Source organism: Pseudomonas sp. GD03842, from assembly GCF_029841165.1.
Lineage (GTDB): Bacteria > Pseudomonadota > Gammaproteobacteria > Pseudomonadales > Pseudomonadaceae > Aquipseudomonas.
Map to the genome: position 1 here is coordinate 1 of NZ_JAOCEA010000032.1, position 22,935 is coordinate 22,935.

Below are 22,935 nucleotides of genomic sequence, written 5' to 3' on the forward strand. Positions count from 1 at the left end.
ATGGCCATCTTCCTTTCTTTCAAACGAATAAAAAACCCGCTCGTCGAAGGCTGCAGACCGCGTCGACATCAATGAAGCTCGATGATCAGCGCGGTCGGACAGCCCGAAACGAACGGGTTCTCTTTATAAGTCAGGCGGCGGGTTTAAACCAGCTTCTCCAACTCCGGTACGGCTTCGAACAGGTCCGCGACCAGACCGTAGTCAGCCACTTGGAAGATCGGGGCTTCTTCATCCTTGTTGATCGCGACGATCACTTTAGAATCCTTCATGCCGGCCAAATGCTGGATCGCACCGGAGATACCGACGGCGATGTAGAGCTGAGGCGCAACGATCTTGCCAGTCTGCCCCACTTGCATGTCATTCGGTACGAAACCGGCGTCGACCGCAGCACGGGAGGCACCCACCGCAGCACCCAGTTTGTCCGCCAGTGCGTACAGATGCTTGAAGTTGTCGCCGTTCTGCATGCCACGCCCGCCGGAAACGACGATCTTGGCAGCGGTCAGCTCAGGACGGTCGGACTTGGCCAGCTCTTCACCGACGAAGGACGACTTGCCCGCATCGTGAGCGGCCGAAACAGCTTCGACGGCAGCGGAGCCACCTTCAGCGGCCACGGCATCGAAACCGGTGGCGCGCACGGTGATGACCTTGATGGCCGCCGTCGACTGAACGGTCGCAATGGCGTTGCCGGCGTAAATCGGACGCTTGAAGGTGTCGGCAGACTCCACCGAAATGATTTCGGAGATCTGGTCGACGTCCAGTTGCGCGGCCACGCGAGGCAGGGTGTTCTTGCCATTGGACGTGGCAGGCGCCAGCACATGGCTGTAACCGGAAGCCAGTTCGGCAATCAAGGGTGCAACGTTTTCCGGCAACTGATGGGCGTAGGCCGCGTGGTCAGCGACCAGCACCTTCGCCACGCCAGCGATTTTCGCAGCCGCCTCGCCAACGGTGCCGACGTTTTGGCCGGCCACCAGGACGTGGACATCGCCACCGATCTTGGCGGCGGCGGCAACGGTGTTCAAAGTGGCGGGAGCGATCGCGCCGTTTTCGTGCTCAGCGATAACCAGGATAGTCATTTAGATTACCTTCGCCTCGTTCTTCAGTTTTTCGACCAGTTCTGCAACCGACTTGACCTTGATGCCGGCGCCGCGGACAGCCGGGGCCTCGACCTTCAGGGTCTTGTTGGTGGAGGCAATGGAAACGCCCAGCGCATCCGGGGTAAGGGTTTCCAGAGGTTTCTTCTTGGCCTTCATGATGTTGGGCAGCGATGCGTAACGCGGCTCGTTCAGGCGCAGGTCGGTGGTGACGATCGCCGGCAGATTCAACGAAACGGTCTGCAGGCCGCCGTCGATTTCACGCGTCACGGCAACCTTGTCCCCCGACACCTCGACCTTGGAGGCGAAGGTGCCTTGAGGGTAACCGCTCAGGGCGGCCAACATCTGGCCGGTCTGGTTATTGTCGCTGTCGATGGCCTGCTTGCCCAGGATGACCAGTTGAGGCTGTTCTTTATCGACCACGGCCTTGAGCAACTTGGCCACGGCCAGGGAAGTCAGTTCCTCGGCGGCTTCAACGAGAATGGCGCGATCGGCGCCCAGCGCCAGCGCAGTACGGAGTTGCTCCTGAGCGGTGGCAGGGCCGATGGTGACGACGACGATTTCGGTCGCAACGCCCTTCTCTTTCAGGCGAACGGCCTCTTCCACGGCGATTTCGCAGAACGGGTTCATCGACATTTTGACGTTAGCGAGATCGACGCCGGAGTTGTCCGCTTTGACGCGGACCTTGACGTTGTAGTCGACCACTCGTTTGACAGCTACAAGAACCTTCATGGATTCCTCGGTACTCTCCGGTGAAAAGAAGTCGCCAGACCCGGCTGGCGATGGATACACGTCAGTGTAAAGAACACCTTTGAAAACAGCGTATTCGTGGTTGCTTAACGGGGAGTTCAGCAAAAAACAACCGCTCACCCGCCGCAACCCACGTCATATTCTGGCCGCGCGTGTAAACTGCACCCGCTCGCCGATGCGACAGCCTTCAGGGGGCGCGCCGCACGGCTTTTCGTGCCGTTTTCAAAGGGGCTCTCAGACCCTTGATCAGCTTACGGCAAGCGCAAAACCGCCCGTATCTTGACCGGAAGACCTATTCCGGTCAATACGACAAAAATGCCAGTCATGAGCCGTCTCCCTATGGTTTATCAGGGTTTCAGCTGATTCAAACAAACGTTTGTATTGGACCTCCGAGGTGGTGTAGATATAATGCGCCCCTTTGAGATGACACCGGGATGACAGCCTCCCTCGTGTCGGTTTTTTACGACTTATAAAAAAATACCGTTCGAGCCTTGATCAGGAGATAGCCAGTGGAACGCGAATTTATGGAATTCGACGTCGTCATCGTCGGAGCCGGCCCTGCCGGGCTGTCCGCCGCATGCCGTCTGAAGCAGAAGGCCGCCGAAGCTGGTCAGGAAATCAGCGTCTGCGTGGTCGAAAAAGGCTCTGAAGTCGGCGCCCACATCCTCTCTGGCGCAGTGTTCGAACCTCGCGCCCTGAATGAGCTGTTCCCGGACTGGAAAGCACTCGGCGCCCCTCTGAACACGCCAGTCAAAGGTGACGACATCTTCGTGCTGACCAGCAGCGAGGCGTCGACCAAAGTCCCAGGCGCCTTCGTGCCCAAGACCATGCACAACGAAGGCAACTACATCATCTCGCTCGGCAACCTGTGCCGCTGGCTTGCGCAGCAGGCCGAAAACCTGGGCGTCGAGATCTACCCTGGCTTCGCGGCGCAGGAAGCGCTGATCGACGAGAACGGCGTGGTCCGCGGGATTCTCACCGGTGACATGGGTGTCGACCGCGAAGGCCAGCCTAAAGAAGGCATGTACACCCCCGGCATGGAGCTGCGTGGCAAATACACGCTGTTCGCCGAGGGTTGCCGTGGCCACATCGGCAAGCAATTGATCAAGCGCTTCAATCTGGACAGCGAAGCCGATGCCCAGCATTACGGCATCGGCCTGAAAGAAATCTGGGAAATCGATCCGGCGAAACATCAGCAGGGCCTGGTGGTGCATACCGCTGGCTGGCCGCTGGATGTCATGGGCACCGAGAACACCGGCGGCTCCTTCCTCTATCACCTGGAGAACAACCAGGTCGTGGTCGGCCTGATTGTCGACCTGTCCTACGCCAACCCCTACCTGTCGCCATTCGACGAGTTCCAGCGCCTCAAGCACCACCCGGTCCTCAAGCAATACCTGGAAGGCGGCAAGCGCATCAGCTATGGCGCCCGCGCGATCTGCAAGGGCGGTTTGAACTCGCTGCCGAAGATGGTCTTCCCCGGGGGCGCGTTGATCGGCTGTGACCTGGGCACCCTGAACTTCGCCAAGATCAAGGGCAGCCACACGGCGATGAAGTCCGGCATGTTGGCCGCTGAAGCAGTGGCCGATGCGCTGCTCGCAGGGAACGAAGGCGGTGAAGCGCTGAATGCCTACGTCGAAGCCTTCAAAGGCAGTTGGTTGCACGAAGAGCTGTTCGCCAGCCGTAACTTCGGCGCCGCGATCCACAAGTTCGGCCCGATTCTTGGTGGCGCCTTCAACTTCATCGATCAGAATCTCTTCGGTGGCAAGATCCCATTCACGCTGCACGACAACAAGCCCGACTACGCCTGCCTGAAGCTGGCAGCCGATGCCAAGCGCATCGACTACCCGAAGCCCGATGGCAAGCTGAGCTTCGACAAGCTGAGTTCGGTGTTCATCTCCGGCACCAACCATGAAGAAGAACAGCCCTGCCACCTGAAGCTCAAGGACCCTAGCATTCCAATCAACGTCAACTTGCCCAAGTACGATGAACCCGCGCAGCGGTACTGCCCTGCGGGCGTGTATGAGGTGGTGACTCAGGAGGATGGCACCAAGCGGTTCCAGATCAACGCGCAGAACTGCGTGCACTGCAAGACCTGCGACATCAAGGACCCCTCGCAAAACATCACGTGGGTGGCCCCGGAAGGCGCCGGCGGGCCGACTTACCCGAATATGTAAGCGCCCTCTGGGGGAGCACGCCTGCCCGCGACAGCATCGTGCCGGTCAACACATCGGTTGCCGACAGATCGCCATTGCGGGGAGGCGCGCTCCTGCAACAAGTGACTGCTTCACGCCGAGATCCGCAGTAAAGCCCCCTCCTCGCCTGGGTTGCGCTCGAAGTAACGCTTGTATTCGCGGCTGAACTGCGACGTGCTCTGATAGCCCACTCGGTGCGCGGCCTGCGCCACACCCAGTCCCTCTCCGATCAGCATCTGCTGCGCTTTGAGCAGCCGAAGCCGCTTGAGGTACTGCACCGGCGACAGCAAGGTGCTGCGCTTGAAATGCTCATGGAAAGTCGACACGCTCATGTTGGCGCATCGGGCCAGGTCGTCGACACTCAACGCCTCATTGTAGTGATCCCGCAGGTGCTGGAGGGCGGCCGCAATTCGAGCGAAATGCCCTTGTTGTTCGACCAGAGCCCTCAGTACACCGGCTTGCGGCCCGCGCAAAGCGGCGTAAAGCACTTCGCGAACCCGCGCGGCGCCGATCACTTGAGCATCCAGCGGATCGTGCAGGCAGCGCAGCAGACGCTCCACGCTTTCGCGCATCGACTCATCCATGGCCGCCGAACTCATGGATTCCGGCGTCTGGGCCTTGACCGTCACACCGGGGGCCTGCCCCATGGACTGAACCAATTCACTCAATACGGTCCGGTCGATGGACACCGCGACACCGTACATCGGCTCGTTTTCAGTGGCGAAGGTCTCGCACATGAACGGCACCGACAGCGCCTGGACCAGATAGTGGCCCGCTCCGTATTCGAGCGTGCGCGACCCCAGACGCGCCAGTTTGCTGCCTTGGGCAAGCACCACCAGGCTCGGCTCGTAAATCTGCGGGCTGCTGGCAACGTAATAATTCCAGGACATGACTTGGACACCGCCGACGCGCGTGTCGACAAAACCAGGGCATGTGGCCAGCGGTTTGATAAGCGACACCAGCGTGTCATTGGCATCGGTATGAAGAGAAAGGGGCATCGAACGACCGGACATAGGATTAGACACTGCCATCATCGCAGATACGTGGCGAGAGTCAGCCCCTGTCGGTGCGATTCCGGAGAATTAGGCATGACACGCGTAGGAATGGTCATGGTCGCTGGCGGCAGCCCTGAGCAGAATGCACAGCCTCTATTTTCACGTTCTAGCGAGGTTCACCATGTACACAGCTATCGGTTATGCCGCCCAGTCAGCCACCACGCCCCTCGCCCCCATGACCTTCAACCGCCGCAGCCCGCGTCCGGATGACGTCGCCATCGATATTCTGTACTGCGGGGTCTGCCACTCCGACATTCACCAGGCGCGCAACGAATGGGGCATCGCCGTTTACCCGCTGATGCCTGGCCATGAAATCGTCGGCAAGGTCACTGAAGTGGGCGCCAACGTGACCCGCCACAAAGTCGGCGATCTGGTCGGTGTCGGCTGCATGGTCGACTCCTGCCGTCAGTGCGAAGCCTGCGCTGCGGATCTGGAACAGTATTGCCTGGAAGGCCCGACCCTGACCTACGCCACCCCCGATCGCATCGACGGCACCAACACCATGGGCGGTTACTCCAGCAGCATCGTGGTCAGCGAGCACTTCGTGGTACGCATTCCGGAGAAACTCGACCTGGCCTCCGCGGCACCGATCCTCTGCGCGGGGATCACCACCTACTCCCCACTCAAGCACTACGGCGTCAAGGCCGGCGACAAGGTCGGCGTGCTGGGCATGGGCGGCCTGGGCCACATGGGCATCAAGTTCGCGAAGGCGATGGGCGCGCAAGTGACCCTCTTCACCCGCTCCGCGAGCAAGGCCGAAGAAGCTCGGCGTCAGGGAGCAGATCACGTGATCGTCTCCACCGACGAAGCCCAAATGAAAGCGGCCGCCGGGCAATTCGATTTCTTGCTGGACACCATTCCGGTGCAGCACGACCTGAACCCCTACCTGGAGACCCTGCGCTTCGACGGCGTCCACATTCTGGTGGGCCTGATCGAACCGGTCGACCCGGCCCTGCACACCGCCAATCTGGTCATGAAGCGTCGCGTCCTGGCCGGTTCGTTGATTGGCGGTATTGCCGAGACCCAGGAAGTCCTGGACTTCTGTGCCGAGCATGACATCCGCTGCGACATCGAGATGCTCGACATCAAACACATCAACGAAGCGTACAGCAGGATGATCGCCGGGGACGTGAAGTATCGGTTCGTGATCGATATGGCAACGTTGAAGGCCTGAGCATCACCGAGAACTGCCTGTCCCTGGTCGCCCTCACGCTCGCTGGCAGCGTCATCGACGCTGTGCTCCCATGATGCGTGAGGACGATCGCATGGGCTTTATCCTGTCTGGGTGAGCATGAGGGATCATCCGCCCAGTTCCGCTGACAAGCGGGCCGCTACGTCCTTGATCACCGGCACCAGCTCGGTCATCTTTTCCAACGGCATATAGGGCACGGTGCCAGCGACGCTGATACCGGCCACAATGTGCTTGCTGGCGTCCCGGATCGGTGCCGCGACGCAGCGGATCGACGGTTCGTTGTCTTCCAGATCGAACGCGTAGCCCCCCTCCACGTAGTCGTGCATCCGCGCGCAGACCTGCTCCCAAGTCTGCTCTTGATAGGCGGGCCACAATGGGTTTCTACCTCCTTCCGGCACGCTGATCTCGAACAGACGCCGCCATTCGCTTTCCGGGCTGTCCAGCAACAACGCCTTTCCGATACCGGTCCGCGCCAACGGCATGCGGTGGCCGACCCTGGAGCGCATTTCGGGGCCGTTGCGGCCGGGATTCTTGTGCAGGTACAGCACGTCATCGCCTTCACGGATCGCCAAGTGCACTGTGTCGCCGGTCAGCGCCGACAGTTCATCAAGGAAAGGCCGGGCCAACATCGGCAGCGGCAGCTCCTCACGCGCCTGAAACCCCAACTCGATCAGCTTGGGGCCCAGAACATAACCAACCTGTGGCAACACCCGCAGATAGCGTTCCTCGACCAGGCAACTGGCCAGACGGTGCGTGGTGCTGCGGGTGGTACCAATGGACTGGGCGATTTCCTTGAGGTCCCGGGCGCCGCGGGCAACGGCCTGCACCACGCCCAAACCACGCAACAGGGTTTGCGTGCCAGTGGGGGCGGCGTCTTTGCTGGCGGGCGGCGTGGGCGTGGTGTCGGAAGAGTCGTGCATGTCGCGCCTTATCGATTCGGAAAGCTGGCGGCATTATCGTCGCCAGCCTGTGTAGTGCCAACCTTACAACTCGATCCGCTCGACCTTCCCCACCAGCAGGATGTAGGACAGTGCCCCGAGCAGCGCCAGCACGGCGATGTAGGTGATCGCCGGGGCGAAGGACTCACCCGCCGCGAGGAAACCGATCACGATGGGCGTGGCGATGGCCGACAGGTTACCGATCAGGTTGAAGGTGCCGCCGGTCAGGCCCAGCAAACGAGCTGGCGCCAGCGTCGAGACCAACGACCACGTGATCGACGCCAGCCCATTGCCAAAGAACGCCAGCGCCAGGAAAGCGATCACCAAAGGGGTCGATTCCACGTAGTTGGCGCCGATGATCGAAGTGGAAATCAGCAGCCCCGCGATAATCGGCAGTTTGCGCGCGAAGCCCACCGTATGGCCGCGACGGATCAGCCAATCGGAGAAAAAGCCCGAACACAGCACGCCGATGAAGGCCGCCAGGAACGGCAACGACGCCAGCAATCCGGATTTGATGAAATCCATGCCCCGGTACTTCACCAGGTAAGTCGGGAACCAGGTGAGAAAGAACCACAGCGTCGAGTTGAGGCAGAACTGCCCCAGATAAATCCCCCACAACTTGCGCTTGCTCAGGACGATGCCCAGATCGGCCCAGTTGAAACCGGATTTCGCCGACTCGGCCTGTATGTCCACCAGACCGCCGCCCGCCTTGATAAGGTCGATCTCCCCCTGATTCACCCCCTTGAAATCACGGGGCTCACGGTAGACCCAGTACCAGATGACCGCCCACAGCACACCGACGCCGCCGGTGACGACGAACACCATGTGCCAGCCGAACGCGGTCTGCAGCCAGGCGAGGAGCGGCGTCAGAAACGCCAGCCCGACAAACTGTCCGGAGGTGTAGAAGCCCACGGCCGTGGCCCGCTCTTTTTCCGGAAACCAAGCGGTGACCACACGGCTGTTGATGGGGTACGCCGGGGCTTCCAGTGCTCCAACGGCCATACGCAACACGAACAGGCCGACGAAGCTGCCGACGAAACCCAGGCATATCGTGGCGATGGACCACAGCGCCAATGCGACGGCATAGAGGATGCGCGGCGGCACGCGATCCACCAACCAGCCCCCGGGCAGTTGCATGGCAGCGTAGGTCCAACCAAAGGCCGAGAAAATCAGCCCGGCATGCACGGCGTCGATGCCCAATTCGCGGGTCAGTGCCGGAGCGGCAATGGACAGGTTGCTACGGTCCAAATAGTTGATCACCACGGTGATGAACAGCAGGACCATGATGAAATAACGTTTGCGGGTCGGCGTGGCGGTGATCGCCCGCGCCGGCGACAAGGTCTGTGTGCGCATGGGAGATGAGCCTCTTTTTATGGTTGTCTGAGGTCTGCAAGAGCCGCGGTGGGTAGGGTTGGCCTTTTCCGGCTTCCCACGGCGGATGATCCAGGCGGCTGGGCCGGCCAGGATGCGCACTGTCCCCTCTGGGACGAGCGCACCCGGCGTGCCCGAGCCTGATCACCACTCGGCGAAACTGCCGTCCGCGTGGCGCCAGATCGGGTTGCGCCAGCGATGGCCAACAGCGGCGCGTTCCTGGACGTATTCCTCGTTGATCTCGATGCCCAGGCCCGGACCGTTGGGGATCCTCACCATGCCCTTCTCGTAGTCGAACACGTGCGGGTCCTTGACGTAGTCGAGCAGGTCGTTGCTTTCGTTGTAATGGATACCCAGGCTCTGTTCCTGGATGAACGCGTTGTAGCACGCCGCGTCCAGTTGCAGGCAGGCTGCCAGCGCGATCGGTCCCAGCGGGCAATGCAGCGCCAGCGCCACATCGTAGGCTTCGGCCATGTTGGCGATCTTGCGGGTTTCGGTGATGCCGCCGGCGTGGGATGCATCGGGCTGGATGATGTCGACGTAACCTTCACTCAGCACGCGCTTGAAGTCCCAGCGCGAGTACAGGCGTTCACCCAGCGCAATGGGGGTACTGGTCAGCGGCGCCAGCTCCTTGAGTGCTTCGTAGTTTTCACTGAGCACCGGTTCTTCGATGAACATCAGTTTGAATGGGTCCAGTTCTTTCATCAGCACCTTGGCCATCGGCTTGTGCACGCGACCGTGAAAATCCACGCCGATGCCCACGTTCGGGCCCACCGCATCGCGCACCGCGGCAACGTTGGCCAGCGCCAGGTCGACCTTGTCGAAGGTGTCGAGGAACTGCAGTTCTTCAGTGCCGTTCATTTTCACCGCCGTGAACCCGCGGGCCACCGCTTCCTTCGCCGCACGCGCGGTGTCCGCCGGCCGGTCGCCGCCGATCCAGGAATACACGCGAATCTTGTCCCGCACCTGCCCACCCAACAGATCGCTGACCGACACGCCCAGCGCCTTGCCTTTGATGTCCCACAGCGCCTGATCGATGCCGGCCAGCGCGCTCATGTGGATCGCGCCGCCGCGATAGAAGCCGCCGCGATAGAGCACCGTCCAGATGTCCTCGATGTTGCGCGGGTCCTTGCCGATCAGGTAATCGGACAGTTCATCCACGGCCGCGGCGACGGTGTGCGCCCGTCCCTCGACCACCGGCTCGCCCCAGCCGGTGACACCCTCGTCGGTTTCCACCTTTAGAAAGCACCAGCGCGGCGGCACGATGAAGGTGGTCAGTTTGGTGATTTTCATTTCATTTCTCTCTTATTCGAAAACGCCTAATCGAAAACGCAGCGTCACGGCCACCTGTCAGCAGGGGCCACGCCTGTTCATCAGCCATTCGCCCGGCGCTGACGGTTCCAGGCCGCGACATACGCCTGGGCGCGCTCGGCGACATCCGCCGCGCTCATGCCCGGCTTGAACAGGCCCGACCCCAGGCCGAAACCGGCCACCCCCGCTTCCAGGAACACCTGCATGTTGTCCGGGGTGATGCCACCCACTGGCAGTAGCAGCGTGCCGGCAGGCAGTACCGCCAGCCAGGCCTTCACCACGGCGGGGTTCATCTGTTCGGCGGGGAAGAGCTTGAGGACGTCGGCGCCATTGGCCAATGCCGCGAAGGCTTCGGTCGGCGTGGCGACCCCCGGGGACAGCTGCAAGCCTTCGGCCTTGGCTGCCCGGAGCACCTCGGGATCGCTGTGCGGCATGACGATGACCTGCCCGCCTGCCGCCTTCACCTGACGCACCTGATCCGGCGTCAGCACCGTGCCCGCGCCGATCAGGCAATCGGCAGGCAGGCTCTGACGCAACGAGCGGATGCTGTCGTAGGGCTGTGGCGAGTTGAGGGGGACTTCGATGACCCGAAAACCGGCGGCATAAAGGACTTCACCGATCTGCGTGGCCTCTTCCGGGCGCAGGCCGCGCAAAATCGCGACCAGGCCGTTTTGCGCGAGGGCGTGTTTGAGCATGTCAATTCTCGATGGGATGGCGCCGGGGCGCGACGGTGGAAAAAGGGGCGATCAGACCGGCTTGCAGTGCAACTTGCCAAAGACCGCGTTCGGTGGCCTGCTCGGCAAACGTCACCTGAGCAAAGCCATGAGCGTTCAACGCTCGCTGGTAACGTTCGAGTAACGGGCCGTTGCCGATCAGAATCACGTCAGGCAACTCAGCGCCGGACCGGTGGAGCAATTGGGCCAGCGCGAGGAGTTCGTGACCGATCAACAGCCCGGACAGGTAGTCGGCTTGTTCAGTCGCGGACAGCGCGCCCGTCAGGCCCAGGGTGCGGGTGCTGAAAATGGTCGACAGCGGGCCGGCAGCGCCTTCGGGTGAGCACGACACCGCAACGCCACGATCAAAGGCCGCTTCGTGGAAGGCCTCGCCGCGCTGAAGCGTCCGCCCGAGAATGGTGTGAGTGGACAGTGCAGCGTAAACCTCGCCGGTCATGAAGGTATCGAAATGTTCAATGCGACCCTCCACCGCCCTCACCCATTTCGAATGACTGCCCGGCAGCCCGATCAGTAAAGAAGATGAGTGATTCCGCAGCGCGCTGAGGACGCCCAGTACCTGGGTTTCTTCGCCGCGCATCACGTTCGGCAGGGCCGAACGTTGCAGCACACCTGGCACGATGTGCACGTCCACGCCGCGCAGGCTGCGCACAGTGACCAGCGCGGAACTCAACGCGCTGACGCTGGCCGGGGTTTCCCGATACGCCGCTTCGCGCCAGCCTTGGGCGCTGCCGACCATGCCGCAGGCGATGACCGGCACGTGGGGCTCGGCATCGAGCCAATCGCCGCAGGCCTCGTCGAAAGCCAATTCGAATCCGTCTGTACAGGGTTGTCCAGCGATGGACCGAGGCGTCGACGGCAATTGCATGATGCCCGCGTTGAGCGAGCGGTGTTCCAGCACTCGGCCGTGTTCGCCGAGCCGGTACGCCCGTAAGGAAGTCGTCCCCCAATCGAGCGCGATCAATTGCGCCTGCATGGCTTCACCTGATTGTTATTGATGGGTGGTGGTGTGGTCGGACTATAACCCCCCGAGTGCTTAATTCTCAATATGTAAATTTGCATCCCACATAATGGGATTTGCCTTCGAAGCAGCCGAACGACGAGCATCGCGACCACCGGTTAGCAGTCGCCTCGTGGACTGAGGCATACTCCCCTGCAGTTGGCGCCCCTTCCTCAAGCCAACCCCACCATTCATCAGCCGTCCGTGCCGAAGGTGGTAACCTCCCCGCGCTGTGTTCCTGCCTGTGATCTGCCTTGCCTGCGCGCGTCCGCGCGGGATAGCTCGCTGCCAGCCACGCTCTACACTCATCTACAAAAGGACCCGTCAGATGAAGCGATTTCTCGTGCTCGACAGTTTCCGCGGCCTCTGTGCAGTGGCTTTGGTCGTTCATCATTCGCACATTGAACGCAGCATCACCGAGCTCACGTTTTTTCGTAATGCCAGCCAGTTCGCCGGATTTTTCTTCGCGCTGAGCGGCTTTCTCATCTATCGCCGCTATGTCAGCTACCTGAGCAGCACACGCGAACTGAGGGACTTCATGATCGGCCGTGTCTGCCGGGTGATGCCGCTGCATGTTGCCGTGCTGCTGTTCTTCATCGGTTTCGAATGCTTGAAACTGCTGCTGGAGCGCTACGGTTTGTCCCTCAGCTATCCCGCCTTCAGCGGCGACCGCGCGCCACGTGAGATCCTGCCAAACCTGCTGCTGATTCAAGCCTGGTGGCCCACCTTCAATGCGCTCTCGTTCAATTACCCGGCCTGGCTGATCAGCGTGCAGTTCTACTTGTGGCTTCTTTTCGGATGTTTGATGGTTGCGCTGCCTGGGCTGGCACGCACGCTGTGCCTGCTGGTGTGCGCGGCGGCTTTCGTGGCGTTGTATCTGGATGTCACGCAGATTCCGCGCAACGTCCTCTGGGGGGCGGCGTGCTTCTTCGCCGGGACTTTCACTTATCGCCTGTACGTGCGCCTGCGTGACTCGGCCCCCGGCCCTCTGGTGAGCAGCACCTTGGAAATCGCCATCCTGGGGATGATCGGCTTCGTGATGACCGAAGTCGAGGGTCCGATAACGGTCGAACTGGGCCTGCTGTTCTGCGCGGCGATTCTGATCTTTTCCCACGAAGCCGGGATCGTCTCGCGGCTGTTGAGCCTGCGGCTATTCCCAGCGCTCGGTAACCTCTGGCTGTCGATCTACCTGACCCATGCGGCGGTGATCTTCGTCCTGGGGACGGCCTTGGCGGTGGCGTCGAAATATGCCGGTCTTCCACTGTTGCTCGACAAGCCAGCGCAGGACAGCGGGCTCATGACGCGCTACCTGAGCACCGGGAGCACCCTGAACGACAACCTGCTCATGCTGTTCGTGGTGGTGGCGGTCATCGTGGTGTCGATGCTCACCCATCGCTACATCGAGGCGCCGGGAATACGCTTTGGCTGGCACTGGAAACGCGGGACCCTGCTGCGCCGTCGCAAGGACGACCCGCCGCAGACGCAGGTCTGAAGGCGCCCTTTGCGCCTTTCCCGTCCAAGGGTTCATGGATGAGCGCCGACTGCCTCTGCCTCCGCTGCCTGACTTGGTGTTAAATTCCGCTCGCGGATGACACGTACAGCCTGCTTCGACCGACATCGGCAGGCCATGAACAGGAAGGCACCATGAACAGCCCTATCAACACCTCTCTCTCGCCGGTGGCAACATGATCGAAGTCACCGAAGTTTCCATCGCCGACTTACGCGCTGCCCTGGCGGCCGGCCGCACCACCTCCGTGGAATTGGTCGAAGCCTATCTGGCACGTATCGATGCCTATGACGGCCCCGACACGGACACCGCGCTCAATGCGGTGGTGGTGCGTAACCCTGAGGCGCTGCGGGAAGCGCAAGCGGCGGATGAACGCCGGGCCAACGGCAACACCCTGGGGCCGCTCGATGGCATTCCCTACACCGCCAAGGACAGCTACCTGGTCAAGGGCCTGACCGCCGCCTCGGGCAGTCCGGCCTTCGCCGACCTGATCGCCTACCGCGACGCGTTCACCATCGAGCGTCTGCGCGCCGCCGGTGCCATTTGCCTGGGCAAGACCAACATGCCACCGATGGCCAACGGCGGCATGCAGCGCGGCGTTTATGGCCGTGCGGAGAGCCCGTACAACGCCGCTTACTTGACCGCGCCATTTGCATCGGGCTCCTCCAACGGCGCGGGCACCGCGACGGCCGCCAGCTTCGCGGCGTTCGGCCTGGCCGAGGAAACCTGGTCCAGCGGCCGCGGCCCGGCATCCAATAACGGGCTGTGCGCCTACACCCCGTCGCGGGGCGTGATCTCGGTCCGTGGCAACTGGCCGCTGACGCCCACCATGGACGTGGTCGTGCCCTTCGCCCGGACCATGGCCGACCTGCTGGAGGTGCTCGATGTGGTGGTCGCGCCGGACCCGGACACCCGCGGTGATCTTTGGCGCATGCAGCCTTGGGTTCCGATCCCGTCGGTGGCGTCGGTTCGCCCTGACACCTATGCAGCGCTTCGCGTGGGCGCAGAAGCGCTGGCCGGCAAGCGCCTCGGCATTCCCCGCATGTACATCAATGCCGATCCCGACGCCGGCACCAGCGAAGCGCCCGGCATTGGCGGTCCCACTGGGCAGCGCATTCGCACGCGGGCGTCGGTGATCGAACTGTGGGAGGCTGCGCGCCAGGCCCTGGAAGCGGCGGGTGCCCAAGTGATCGAGGTGGATTTCCCACTGGTCTCCAATTGCGAAGGCGACCGCCCGGGTGCGCCGACCGTGTACAACCGTGGCATCGTCTCCAAAGAATTCCTCCATCACGAACTGTGGGACCTGACAGCCTGGGCGTTCGATGATTTCCTGCGGGCCAATGACGACCCGAAACTGAACCGGCTGGTGGACGTCGATGGCCCGAACATCTTCCCCCACGATCCCGGCACCCTGCCCAACCGCGAAGGCGACCTGGCCGCGGGCATGGACGAGTACGTGCGCATGGCCGAGCGCGGTATTACGCCATGGGACAAGATCCCTACCTTGCCGGACGGCTTGCGCGGCCTGGAACGCACACGTAAGCAGGATCTGGAAGACTGGATGGACGAACTGGGCCTGGATGCGGTGCTGTTCCCGACCGTCGCTGACGTCGCACCGGCCAACGCCGACGTCGACCCGCAAGCCGCAGACATCGCCTGGAGCAACGGCGTGTGGGTGGCTAACGGCAACCTTGCCATTCGTCATCTGGGCGTCCCTACGGTCACTGTGCCCATGGGCGTCATGGCGGACATCGGCATGCCGGTCGGCTTGACCTTCGCCGGGCGCGCCTACGACGACTCGGCGCTGTTGAAACTGGGTGCGGCGTTCGAGTCGACGGGCAACAGGCGTTTGATTCCGCCGCGTACCCCTCCGCTGGGCCCGGCCTAGTCAGCCAAAGCGGGTGGGGCGCCTCGCCGAAAGCGCCTGCACGCTCGACGTTTAGGTACGTCGGCGTTGCAGGCGGCGCTATTGCACCTGGTCTCCCGGCCACCAAGGCCTTCCCTAACGACACGATGGTCGGCGTACGCGGGCTGGGCAATACTGCTTTGACAGTTCCCCCGTTGAGAAGGAAGTCCCGTGTCGTCGAGCGCCTCCCCCCTTCCTCTGCTTGAAACCCGGCACTTGAGTCGTCTAGCGCCGGACGGGCATGACCTGCTGTTGCAACCCACACACTTCACCTTGATGCCAGGCGACCAAGTGGCGATCACGGGCGCCTCCGGCTCGGGCAAAAGTGTGCTGCTGCGGACCCTCGCGCTGCTCGACGCGCCCAGCGGTGGCGAGCTGCTGTGGCTGCAGCGGCCGCTCCGCGCCGACGCCATTCCCGCCTTTCGCACTTGCGTGAGCTACCTCGCTCAGCGCCCGGCGCTGATCGAGGGGTCGGTGCTCGACAACCTGCAACTGCCCTATTCCCTCAAAAGCTTGAAGGGACGCGCTTTCGACCTAAAACGGGCAACCCATCTGCTGGCTCAGGCGGGCAAGGAGCCAGTGTTCCTGAACCGCTCCGTTGCCGAGCTTTCCGGGGGAGAATCACAACTCGTCGCCTTGGTGCGCACCTTGCAACTGGAGCCTCGGGTCCTGTTGTTCGACGAACCGACGTCCGCCCTCGATCCGCAATCGGCCGCTGCGGTCGAGGCACTGGTGCTGCACTGGTTCAGAGCGGATGCTGGCGCCCGAGCCTATGTCTGGGTGTCGCACGACCCCGAGCAAGCCGAACGCATGAGCACTCGGCACCTCACCATGGCCAAGGGTGCCTTGCGGGAGCGGCAGCCGTGAACTACCAGAACCTGACGCCCCTCGATCTGGCCATTGCCGCCGCACTGATTCTGATCAACGGTGCCCTTTCACTGCTGCTCAAGCTCGGCCTGGGCCGGCAGTTGCTCTGGGCCGCAGTGCGCACGGTCGTCCAGTTGTCGGCCATTGGCTATCTGCTCGGCTGGGTGTTCGACAACGCACATTGGTACGTGGTCCTGCCGCTGATGTGCCTGATGACGCTCATTGCCGGAGTCTCAGCGGCGGGTCGGGGCAAACGTACCTACGCTGGACAATGGCTGGACAGCATCGTGTCGATCTGGGGCAGCTCTTGGCTGATGGCCGCCATCGGCCTGTTCGTCATCATTCGGATCCGCCCCTGGTACGAGCCCCAATACGCGATTCCAATTCTGGGGATGATCCTCGGCAACACCCTGACGGCCGTGGCACTGGGCATCGAGCGCATGACCCAGGAATTGGTCGCGGGGCGCGCAACCATCGACATGATCCTCGCCCTCGGCGGCAGCCGCTGGGAAGCCGCACAACGCGCCGCGCGGCAGGCGGTGCGCGCCGGCATGATGCCCACCTTGAACCAGATGACCGTGGTCGGCATCGTCAGCCTGCCAGGGATGATGACCGGTCAGGTGCTCGCCGGAGAGAGCCCGGTGGATGCGGTGCGCTACCAGATCGTGATCATGTTCCTGATTGCCGCCGGTTCCGCCCTGGGCACGGTGTGTGCGGTGGTGCTGACCTTCCGCCGACTGTTTTCGGCAGACCACCGCTTCCTTAGCCATCGGTTGTCCATCCGCCGGTGATACCCGATGGGCCGGTCACGCAGGTGTCACAAAGCAGTATTACTCTGCCATCACTTCGCGGCAGGGGCTTTACACGGTGATCCGCCGATCCTTTTCTTCCCTCAACTTCCTGCAATGGCTGCTGATCACGCTCAGTGCGGCGACGCTGCTGTTCCTCTGGGCAGTCTGTGCTCAGCAGAAAGCCATGTCCGGTCGCGACGCGCTGGCGGCCAAGGCCGTTGAACACCTTAACCTGGCCACCATCGCCGCGCAGAGCCTGCGTCAACGGATGGACCGGGCCCAGGCCGTCGCACGCCTTTCCCAAGACGATGTGCGCAGCCTGGATGAGCGCCACACCGAGCTGCTACGCCCGCTCGCCGACGACCCCGCGTTCGACGGCGTGGCACTCTACAGCCGCGACGGCGCCCTCCTTTCGGCAACCACCGTCGATGCGCCGGGCCAGTTGCCCACCGACTGGCTCACGCAACTCGACCGGCACAGCGCGCAGTTCGGATTGACACCGTTGCTGCCCGATTCGCTGCCAGAGCGGATCGAGGCCACCCCACCCCGCCCACCCCTATCGTTTCTGTTACCGCTGGGTGACACGGCTACCGGCAGCATGGACCGGGTCTTGGTCGTGCAATTGAACCTGGGTTATCTCGCGACGCTGTTCGAACACCTCGACCTCGGCCAGACCGGGATGATGCGATGGGTCGACGGCGCCGGCCACGAACGCTTGCGGATCAGCAATACCGGCATCGTCGTGTCGGGGGTGCCGTTGATTCCCGAAGTGTCCAGCGGCGCAGACACCACCGGCCAACTGCTTCAACGCAGCGGCGCGCGCGACTACCAAAGCCTGTACCAGCGCGTGCCCCAGCGCGGGTTCAGCGTGGTCGTGAGCCAGAGCCAGGACGAAATACTGGCCTCGTCTCGTCTGACCTATGATCGGCAACTGGGCCTGACGCTGTGCATGACCCTGCTGATTCTCGGCGGGATGGTCTGGACACTGCGTGGGTTGCGCAAGGGTCAGGAGGCGTTCAACGCCTTGGAGCAGGCGCAGCAGGTCAATCAGCAATTGATCGACCGACTCGAAGACGCACACCGGCGCAGCAGCCATGCGGCCGCGACCGATCACCTGAGCGGCCTGCACAACCGTCGCCAGTTCCTTGAAGTCGCCGCACGCACGCTGTCGGCTCAGCGCGGCAAGCGTCGGCTGATGGCGATTCTGTTCATTGACATGGACCGCTTCAAATCGATCAACGATTCGCTGGGGCACAAGGTCGGCGACATGTTGTTGCAAGCCGTGGCCGGACGTATTCAACGCCTGCTGGAGCCCAACGACGAAGCGGCCCGATTCGGCGGCGACGAGTTCGTCGTGCTGCTGGCCGGCGAGCGCTCCGAGGAACAGATCGACGCCTGGGTCCGGATGCTGGTGCAGAAACTGTCGGCGATCTACTCGCTGGGCGAGCACGAAGTCACCACCAGCCCCAGCGTCGGGGTCAGCATCTGCCCACGCGACGGCCAGGACGTCGAAGGCCTGATCCGCAGTGCCGACGCCGCGATGTACTCGGCCAAACGTGCAGGTCGGGGCCAGTACCGCTTTTTCGACCCGTCGCTGAACGTGGCGGACGTCGAAGAATTCATCCTGGAACAGGCGTTCGGCCACGCCTTGAACGAGCGCCAGTTCGTTCTGCATTTTCAGCCGCAAGTGCGGCTGGACACGATGATCGTCGATGGTTACGAGGCCTTGGTGCGCTGGGAGCATCCCGAGTTCGGCCTGCTGTACCCCGACCGCTTCATTTCGCTGGCAGAGCGCAGCGGCTTCATCACCGCGCTGGGCTGGGAAGTGTTGCGGCTGGCCTGTGAGACGCTGGCGCGTTGGCACGCCGAAGGGCGCAAACTGCGGCTGGCGGTCAATGTCTCGGCCATTCAACTGCATCAGGCGGATTTCAGCGACCGGGTGCTGAGGAAACTCTTCCGCCACAACCTGGCCCCGCAGTGGCTGGAACTGGAAATCACCGAGACCACACTGCTCGATGAGGAAGGCCGCGCCATCGAGCAGTTGCAGCGTCTGCGTCAGGCCGGGCTGAACATCAGCCTCGACGATTTTGGCAAGGGCTATGCTGGCTTCGCCCATCTGCAGTCGTTGCCATTGACCAAGCTGAAAATCGACCGCGCGTTGATCGCCCCGTTGTCCAACAGCCCGGACGACAGCCCGATCGTGTCGTCCACCATCATTCTCGCCAAACGCCTGGGGCTGACCGTGGTGGCCGAGGGCGTCGAAACCCGCGAACAGGTGGTGTGCCTGAAGCTCGCAGGGTGCGATGTTGCCCAGGGCTACCACTTCGCCCGGCCGTTGGCGCCCGCGCAACTGGCCGAATACCCTCCCTTTCTGGAAGCCGCCGGTGTCGTCGCGAACGCCACTTGCGTGCCGAGCTAAAGTCGCTGATCGGCCAGCCCGCGCAGATCCGCATCGAAGTGACGGATGGCACTGTTCGCTACCTCGACGGCTGCGCCAGTGCGTTCACCCTCGCAGGCAGCGATGACCGTTCTCTGTGTGGCAATGCGGCACGCCGCGAACGTGTCGCCATCGCAAGCGCACCCTCCATCTGATGAAGATTGCGTCAGAAACCGCCATCCGAGCTGAATCGTTCGCCCGACTGGCCCATACTCCTTCTGCCCTTTCCTCACGCACAGGAGGTTGTTCATGTCAGTCGTTCACAACGCTGCACAGGTGGGTTTTTCGACGCAAGCCGCTACCTACACCCAGGGACGACCGGATTACCCGGATGAACTGGGGCACTGGCTGCGGCATACGTTGGGCATCGATGATCAGCGTTCGGTGGTCGATCTGGGCGCTGGCACGGGCAAGTTCACCCGGCTGCTGGAACCGCTGACCGAGTGTCTGATTGCGGTGGAACCGGTCGAGGCCATGCGGCGCGAGTTTGCCAGGGGATTGCCGCGCATTGCCGTTATCGATGGCACGGCGCAATCCCTGCCCCTGGCCGATGGCAGCGTCGATGCGCTGGTCTGCGCACAGGCGTTTCACTGGTTCGCTGACGACACGGCCTTGGCCGAGATCCATCGGGTGCTCGTTCCCGGCGGACGCCTGGGGCTGGTGTGGAACGTGCGTGACGAGTCGGTGGACTGGGTCGCCGAGATCACCCGCATCATCACGCCTTACGAAGGGGACACACCCCGTTTCCACACCGGCCAGTGGCGCCGCCCCTTCCAGGATTCACACTGCTTCGGCCAGCCCGAACTGACCTGCTTCAACTATCACCACAGCGGCTCAGCGGAAACCGTGATCATGAACCGCTTTCTTTCAGTCAGCTTCATCGCCGCGTTACCGGAGGCTGAAAAAGCCGAGGTCACTGCGCAATTGCGCGAATTGATCCAGACGCATCCAGCCCTGCGCGGGCGCGAGGTGGTTGAGTTCCCCTACCAGACGCAAGCTTACTTGTGTCGACGATTGGATTGAGGCCGGGATGCTGCTGCGCTGGAGCAGGTAGCACTTCCAGTCAGCGATCGGGCGTCAGCTCCAGGATCCTGTCGCGCCCGCCTTCGGCGAGCAGGTATGTGCCGCGGCCAGTGGGAATGATGGCCTGCGGCGCCTTGAGAAACGACAACACGGTGTGTTGAGCGCCCTGCGGGTCGATGAGCAACAGGCGCGCGCGGTGGGTCGAGTCTTCGCTGATCCACAAGCCACGTTGGTCGCACATCAGGAAGGTCGGTTGGTTGAAACCGCCAAGCACCACCGGGTCGCGACCGTCTTCGGTGAGTTGGTGAATCACCCCTTTCTCCTTTTCGGTGTAAAGCATTCGCCCGTCGGTGCAGCGGGTAATGGATTCAGTCTCCGAAAGGCCGCTGCGCAGCACTTTCAACGACTGGTCGCTCCACCGGTAACGCATCAGACGGCCGTCACCCTTACGATCTTCGATGGCATACAGTGCGTCACCCTCGTTCCACAGCCCTTGCACACTGGCGCCTTTGAACAACCCTTTGATCTGGCCATCCTTGAAGAAGTTGACCATGGCGCCTTCGACTTCCTGGCTGAACACCCATCCCCCCTGAGCGGCCACCATTCCGTCGGGCTTGGAAAGGCCGCCCACCACCGTCTCTCGGTGACCATCCGGGCGAATGCGCAAAATGCTGCCTTTGCCGTCGCGCAGTTCCTGGCTGACGACGAGGGAACCGTCCGAATTGATCACCATCGAGGCCGCCTTGAACACATCGTCGTGGAGCACCTGATACCGCCACCCCTCGCTCGCCTGCACCGGAAAGAATTGTTGCCAGGCGAAGAAAGCCAGCACGATCAGGATCAGCGCACTCGGCACTGTCAGCAACAGTTTCAGAAAGCGCCGAGGCGCGCGGGAGTGGGTCTGGGTTTCTACGGCTGTTTTCATGAATCAGGCTGCCAGCAGGTCTCTGAGTGAATGGCTGAGCCGGCCATTATCAACCGAACGGGACCAATAGGTGCGGTTCGTTCGTCGAGCACCTGGTTTGCCATCACTCGACCGCCGCCATCAAGCCAACGATCCAATCGATGAACACCCGCAATTTGAGGCTGATGTGTCGGTTGGGTGGGTAGGCGACGAACATTGGCATCGTGTCCAGTTGCCAATCTTCGAACAGCGGCAGCAATTCGCCCCTCTCTACGGCCTCTCTGGCCATGTACGTCGGCAGCCAAAGCACGCCCACACCGGCCAGCCCGGCAGCGATGTAAGCGTTGCCGTCATCAACGGCCAGCGCGTAGCGGCTCTGTACAGGAACGGTTTCGTCGCCACGCCGGGTGACGATGGGAAACAGCTTGCCGGTGCGCGCCCACCGATAGCCGACGATGCGATGGCGCGGGTCTTCCAGATCGCGGGGATGGTGCGGCGTGCCCGCGCGTTGCAGGTAGCTGGGCGATGCGTAAACGCGCAATTGCAGCTCACCGATGCGTCGGGCCATGAGGGATTGATCCGTCAGCTCGCCGCCGCGCACCACGCAATCGACGTTTTCACCGATCAGATCGACCCTGCGATCGCTGACCCCCAAGTCGATCTGGATATCCGGGTACTTCGCGTAAAACGCGGGCAGTGCCGGGATCAGGATGAATCGGGCAAAGGGACTGGGCACATCGACCCGCAGGCGCCCTCGGGGAAGCACCGCGGCGGCGGACAGGCTGGTTTCGGCGTCGTCCACGTCGGCCAGCACCCGCACTGCCCGGTCGTAATAAGCGGCGCCGTCCGCTGTGACATTGACTTTGCGCGTAGTGCGGTTCAACAGCTTGACCCGCAGACGCGCTTCGAGCTGTTGAATCAACTGGGTCACACTGGTTTTGCTCATGTACAGGGTTTCGGCGGCCTTGGTGAAACTGCCGGTCTCGACCACACGAACGAACGCCTGCATCGCATCGAACCGGTCCATCACGCCTCCGCAATCCAATGGGATTGTTTGGAATTCACAAACAGTGCTGCACACGGTTGCGCGTTTATCGAGCCGATGCAACCCCCTTACAGTCACGTCATCGTCCGGCTACGCACGTAAGGCCGCTGGGCCGTGGGCGTGGCCGTTTTCCCGGCATGCCCCACGACCCGAACCTTTCTTGCGCAGCCCTCATTACGGGCCGGTTTCGGCCCATTGCTGGAGATTCACATGACAGTTCGTGAGGTTGTTTTTCCACCAGGTCGGCAAGCGCTGTACGAGCGCAACCGCTATTCCCCAGCGGTCAAGGCCAATGGCCTGCTGTTCGTCTCGGGGCAAGTGGGCAGCCGCGAGGACGGCTCCCCGGAGCCCGAACTCACGGCGCAGGTCAGGCGCGCGTTCATCAACCTGAATGCGATCCTGAAAGAAGCGGGGTGTACGTTCGATGATGTGATCGATGTGCAGGTCTTTATCGTGGATCCGCAGACGCGTTTCGAGACCATTTGGAGCGTTGTTCCCGAGTTCTGGGGCGAAGCGCCCTACCCCACGGTGACGGCGGTGGGTGTGACTTGGTTGTACGGGTTCGATTTTGAAATCAAGGTGATTGCGAAGCTTCCAGGGAATTCGGCTTGAGGGCGAGTTCCTTGCGTTGCCTTTGATTGTTCCTCGATGTAGGACTGATGGCTTTATGGGTATGGCTGGAATTGGGGGCTGATCCGTTGGCGCGTAGGCTGGGAGCTGGGGTTTCGCCCCCTACTGTCGACTCCATTTTGTCTTGGCAAAATGGAGGAAAACCGCTTGCTCCTGGTTTGGCCCTGACTGCGTCAGGGTTCCTTCCCACCGGT

At 62.3% G+C, this 22,935-nt stretch carries 20 protein-coding genes; 10 read left to right on the forward strand and 10 right to left on the reverse strand.

The window, feature by feature from the left end; translation table 11 throughout:
* Nucleotides 1-143 precede the first annotated feature (143 nt).
* Both N5D61_RS26220 and N5D61_RS26225 read right to left on the reverse strand, forming a co-directional pair.
* On the reverse strand, nucleotides 144-1,073 hold the full coding sequence (locus N5D61_RS26220) for an FAD-binding protein (protein WP_108238747.1): 930 nt from the start codon (nucleotides 1,071-1,073) through the stop codon (nucleotides 144-146).
* On the reverse strand, nucleotides 1,074-1,823 hold the full coding sequence (locus N5D61_RS26225; protein WP_108238748.1) for an electron transfer flavoprotein subunit beta/FixA family protein: 750 nt from the start codon (nucleotides 1,821-1,823) through the stop codon (nucleotides 1,074-1,076).
* A gap of 527 nt (nucleotides 1,824-2,350) precedes the next feature.
* Between N5D61_RS26225 and N5D61_RS26230 the strand changes: the two genes are divergently transcribed.
* The gene (locus N5D61_RS26230; protein WP_279894738.1) at nucleotides 2,351-4,015 is read left to right on the forward strand and encodes an electron transfer flavoprotein-ubiquinone oxidoreductase; all 1,665 of its coding nucleotides are present in this window, start codon (nucleotides 2,351-2,353) and stop codon (nucleotides 4,013-4,015) included.
* Between the two features lie 110 nt (nucleotides 4,016-4,125).
* Here the strand turns inward: N5D61_RS26230 and N5D61_RS26235 are convergent, their stop codons facing one another.
* A complete protein-coding gene (locus N5D61_RS26235) occupies nucleotides 4,126-5,031 on the reverse strand; it encodes an AraC family transcriptional regulator (RefSeq protein WP_108238772.1) in 906 nt (301 codons plus the stop codon).
* A gap of 178 nt (nucleotides 5,032-5,209) precedes the next feature.
* Here N5D61_RS26235 and N5D61_RS26240 point away from each other — a divergent pair, with 178 nt between their 5' ends.
* A complete protein-coding gene (locus N5D61_RS26240) occupies nucleotides 5,210-6,262 on the forward strand; it encodes an NAD(P)-dependent alcohol dehydrogenase (RefSeq protein WP_279894739.1) in 1,053 nt (350 codons plus the stop codon).
* Nucleotides 6,263-6,387: 125 nt separating this feature from the next.
* Here N5D61_RS26240 and N5D61_RS26245 read toward each other — a convergent pair whose 3' ends face one another.
* The 5 genes from N5D61_RS26245 to N5D61_RS26265 all read right to left on the reverse strand — a co-directional run bounded on the left by N5D61_RS26245 (nucleotide 6,388) and on the right by N5D61_RS26265 (nucleotide 11,607).
* Nucleotides 6,388-7,200, reverse strand: a complete 813-nt coding sequence (locus tag N5D61_RS26245; RefSeq protein WP_279894740.1) for an IclR family transcriptional regulator — start codon at nucleotides 7,198-7,200, stop codon at nucleotides 6,388-6,390.
* 63 nt (nucleotides 7,201-7,263) lie between these two features.
* Entirely contained in the window at nucleotides 7,264-8,571 is a 1,308-nt protein-coding gene (locus N5D61_RS26250) for an MFS transporter (protein ID WP_279894741.1), read from the reverse strand.
* 162 nt (nucleotides 8,572-8,733) lie between these two features.
* Nucleotides 8,734-9,882 carry a galactonate dehydratase gene (gene dgoD, locus N5D61_RS26255; protein ID WP_108238753.1) on the reverse strand — a complete coding sequence of 383 codons (1,149 nt, stop codon included), beginning with the start codon at nucleotides 9,880-9,882 and terminating at the stop codon, nucleotides 8,734-8,736.
* An 80-nt stretch (nucleotides 9,883-9,962) separates the two neighbouring features.
* A complete protein-coding gene (locus N5D61_RS26260; protein WP_108238754.1) occupies nucleotides 9,963-10,595 on the reverse strand; it encodes a 2-dehydro-3-deoxy-6-phosphogalactonate aldolase in 633 nt (210 codons plus the stop codon).
* Nucleotide 10,596: 1 nt separating this feature from the next.
* Nucleotides 10,597-11,607, reverse strand: coding sequence for a 2-dehydro-3-deoxygalactonokinase (locus N5D61_RS26265; RefSeq protein WP_279894742.1), 1,011 nt, complete (start codon nucleotides 11,605-11,607; stop codon nucleotides 10,597-10,599).
* 352 nt (nucleotides 11,608-11,959) lie between these two features.
* Here N5D61_RS26265 and N5D61_RS26270 point away from each other — a divergent pair, with 352 nt between their 5' ends.
* The 7 genes from N5D61_RS26270 to N5D61_RS26300 all read left to right on the forward strand — a co-directional run bounded on the left by N5D61_RS26270 (nucleotide 11,960) and on the right by N5D61_RS26300 (nucleotide 20,162).
* Nucleotides 11,960-13,123, forward strand: a complete 1,164-nt coding sequence (locus N5D61_RS26270; RefSeq protein WP_279894743.1) for an acyltransferase — start codon at nucleotides 11,960-11,962, stop codon at nucleotides 13,121-13,123.
* A 193-nt stretch (nucleotides 13,124-13,316) separates the two neighbouring features.
* Nucleotides 13,317-15,026, forward strand: coding sequence for an amidase (locus N5D61_RS26275; RefSeq protein WP_279894744.1), 1,710 nt, complete (start codon nucleotides 13,317-13,319; stop codon nucleotides 15,024-15,026).
* Between the two features lie 189 nt (nucleotides 15,027-15,215).
* Entirely contained in the window at nucleotides 15,216-15,911 is a 696-nt protein-coding gene (locus N5D61_RS26280) for an ATP-binding cassette domain-containing protein (RefSeq protein WP_279894745.1), read from the forward strand.
* Nucleotides 15,908-16,702 carry an iron export ABC transporter permease subunit FetB gene (gene fetB, locus N5D61_RS26285; protein ID WP_279894746.1) on the forward strand — a complete coding sequence of 265 codons (795 nt, stop codon included), beginning with the start codon at nucleotides 15,908-15,910 and terminating at the stop codon, nucleotides 16,700-16,702. Before N5D61_RS26280 ends, fetB begins: the two co-directional genes overlap by 4 nt.
* Nucleotides 16,703-16,778: 76 nt before the next feature.
* Nucleotides 16,779-19,121 (forward strand): EAL domain-containing protein, encoded by a 2,343-nt coding sequence (locus N5D61_RS26290; protein WP_279894747.1) that lies wholly within the window; start codon nucleotides 16,779-16,781, stop codon nucleotides 19,119-19,121.
* On the forward strand, nucleotides 19,106-19,294 hold the full coding sequence (locus N5D61_RS26295; protein ID WP_279894748.1) for a hypothetical protein: 189 nt from the start codon (nucleotides 19,106-19,108) through the stop codon (nucleotides 19,292-19,294). The genes N5D61_RS26290 and N5D61_RS26295 overlap by 16 nt, the downstream gene beginning before the upstream one ends.
* A 94-nt stretch (nucleotides 19,295-19,388) precedes the next feature.
* Nucleotides 19,389-20,162 (forward strand): class I SAM-dependent methyltransferase, encoded by a 774-nt coding sequence (locus N5D61_RS26300; protein ID WP_279894749.1) that lies wholly within the window; start codon nucleotides 19,389-19,391, stop codon nucleotides 20,160-20,162.
* Between the two features lie 40 nt (nucleotides 20,163-20,202).
* On the opposite strand, the gene N5D61_RS26305 is transcribed toward N5D61_RS26300, so the two are convergent.
* Both N5D61_RS26305 and N5D61_RS26310 read right to left on the reverse strand, forming a co-directional pair.
* Nucleotides 20,203-21,087 carry a hypothetical protein gene (locus tag N5D61_RS26305; protein ID WP_279894750.1) on the reverse strand — a complete coding sequence of 295 codons (885 nt, stop codon included), beginning with the start codon at nucleotides 21,085-21,087 and terminating at the stop codon, nucleotides 20,203-20,205.
* A 103-nt stretch (nucleotides 21,088-21,190) separates the two neighbouring features.
* The gene (locus tag N5D61_RS26310) at nucleotides 21,191-22,093 is read right to left on the reverse strand and encodes a LysR family transcriptional regulator (protein ID WP_108238762.1); all 903 of its coding nucleotides are present in this window, start codon (nucleotides 22,091-22,093) and stop codon (nucleotides 21,191-21,193) included.
* Between the two features lie 228 nt (nucleotides 22,094-22,321).
* Between N5D61_RS26310 and N5D61_RS26315 the strand changes: the two genes are divergently transcribed.
* Nucleotides 22,322-22,723: a RidA family protein gene (locus N5D61_RS26315; RefSeq protein WP_279894751.1), complete on the forward strand. Its 402-nt coding sequence runs from the start codon at nucleotides 22,322-22,324 to the stop codon at nucleotides 22,721-22,723.
* Nucleotides 22,724-22,935 lie beyond the last annotated feature (212 nt).

Coding starts and splice junctions, on each gene's coding strand:
- N5D61_RS26270 (WP_279894743.1), top strand. CDS start 11,960: ATGAAGCGATTTCTCGTGCTCGACAGTTTCCGCGGCCTCTGTGCAGTG.
- N5D61_RS26265 (WP_279894742.1), bottom strand. CDS start 11,607: ATGCAGGCGCAATTGATCGCGCTCGATTGGGGGACGACTTCCTTACGG.
- N5D61_RS26260 (WP_108238754.1), bottom strand. CDS start 10,595: ATGCTCAAACACGCCCTCGCGCAAAACGGCCTGGTCGCGATTTTGCGC.
- N5D61_RS26275 (WP_279894744.1), top strand. CDS start 13,317: ATGATCGAAGTCACCGAAGTTTCCATCGCCGACTTACGCGCTGCCCTG.
- N5D61_RS26235 (WP_108238772.1), bottom strand. CDS start 5,031: ATGCCCCTTTCTCTTCATACCGATGCCAATGACACGCTGGTGTCGCTT.
- N5D61_RS26250 (WP_279894741.1), bottom strand. CDS start 8,571: ATGCGCACACAGACCTTGTCGCCGGCGCGGGCGATCACCGCCACGCCG.
- N5D61_RS26315 (WP_279894751.1), top strand. CDS start 22,322: ATGACAGTTCGTGAGGTTGTTTTTCCACCAGGTCGGCAAGCGCTGTAC.
- N5D61_RS26245 (WP_279894740.1), bottom strand. CDS start 7,200: ATGCACGACTCTTCCGACACCACGCCCACGCCGCCCGCCAGCAAAGAC.
- N5D61_RS26240 (WP_279894739.1), top strand. CDS start 5,210: ATGTACACAGCTATCGGTTATGCCGCCCAGTCAGCCACCACGCCCCTC.
- dgoD (WP_108238753.1), bottom strand. CDS start 9,882: ATGAAAATCACCAAACTGACCACCTTCATCGTGCCGCCGCGCTGGTGC.
- N5D61_RS26310 (WP_108238762.1), bottom strand. CDS start 22,093: ATGGACCGGTTCGATGCGATGCAGGCGTTCGTTCGTGTGGTCGAGACC.
- N5D61_RS26220 (WP_108238747.1), bottom strand. CDS start 1,073: ATGACTATCCTGGTTATCGCTGAGCACGAAAACGGCGCGATCGCTCCC.
- N5D61_RS26300 (WP_279894749.1), top strand. CDS start 19,389: ATGTCAGTCGTTCACAACGCTGCACAGGTGGGTTTTTCGACGCAAGCC.
- N5D61_RS26305 (WP_279894750.1), bottom strand. CDS start 21,087: ATGAAAACAGCCGTAGAAACCCAGACCCACTCCCGCGCGCCTCGGCGC.
- N5D61_RS26225 (WP_108238748.1), bottom strand. CDS start 1,823: ATGAAGGTTCTTGTAGCTGTCAAACGAGTGGTCGACTACAACGTCAAG.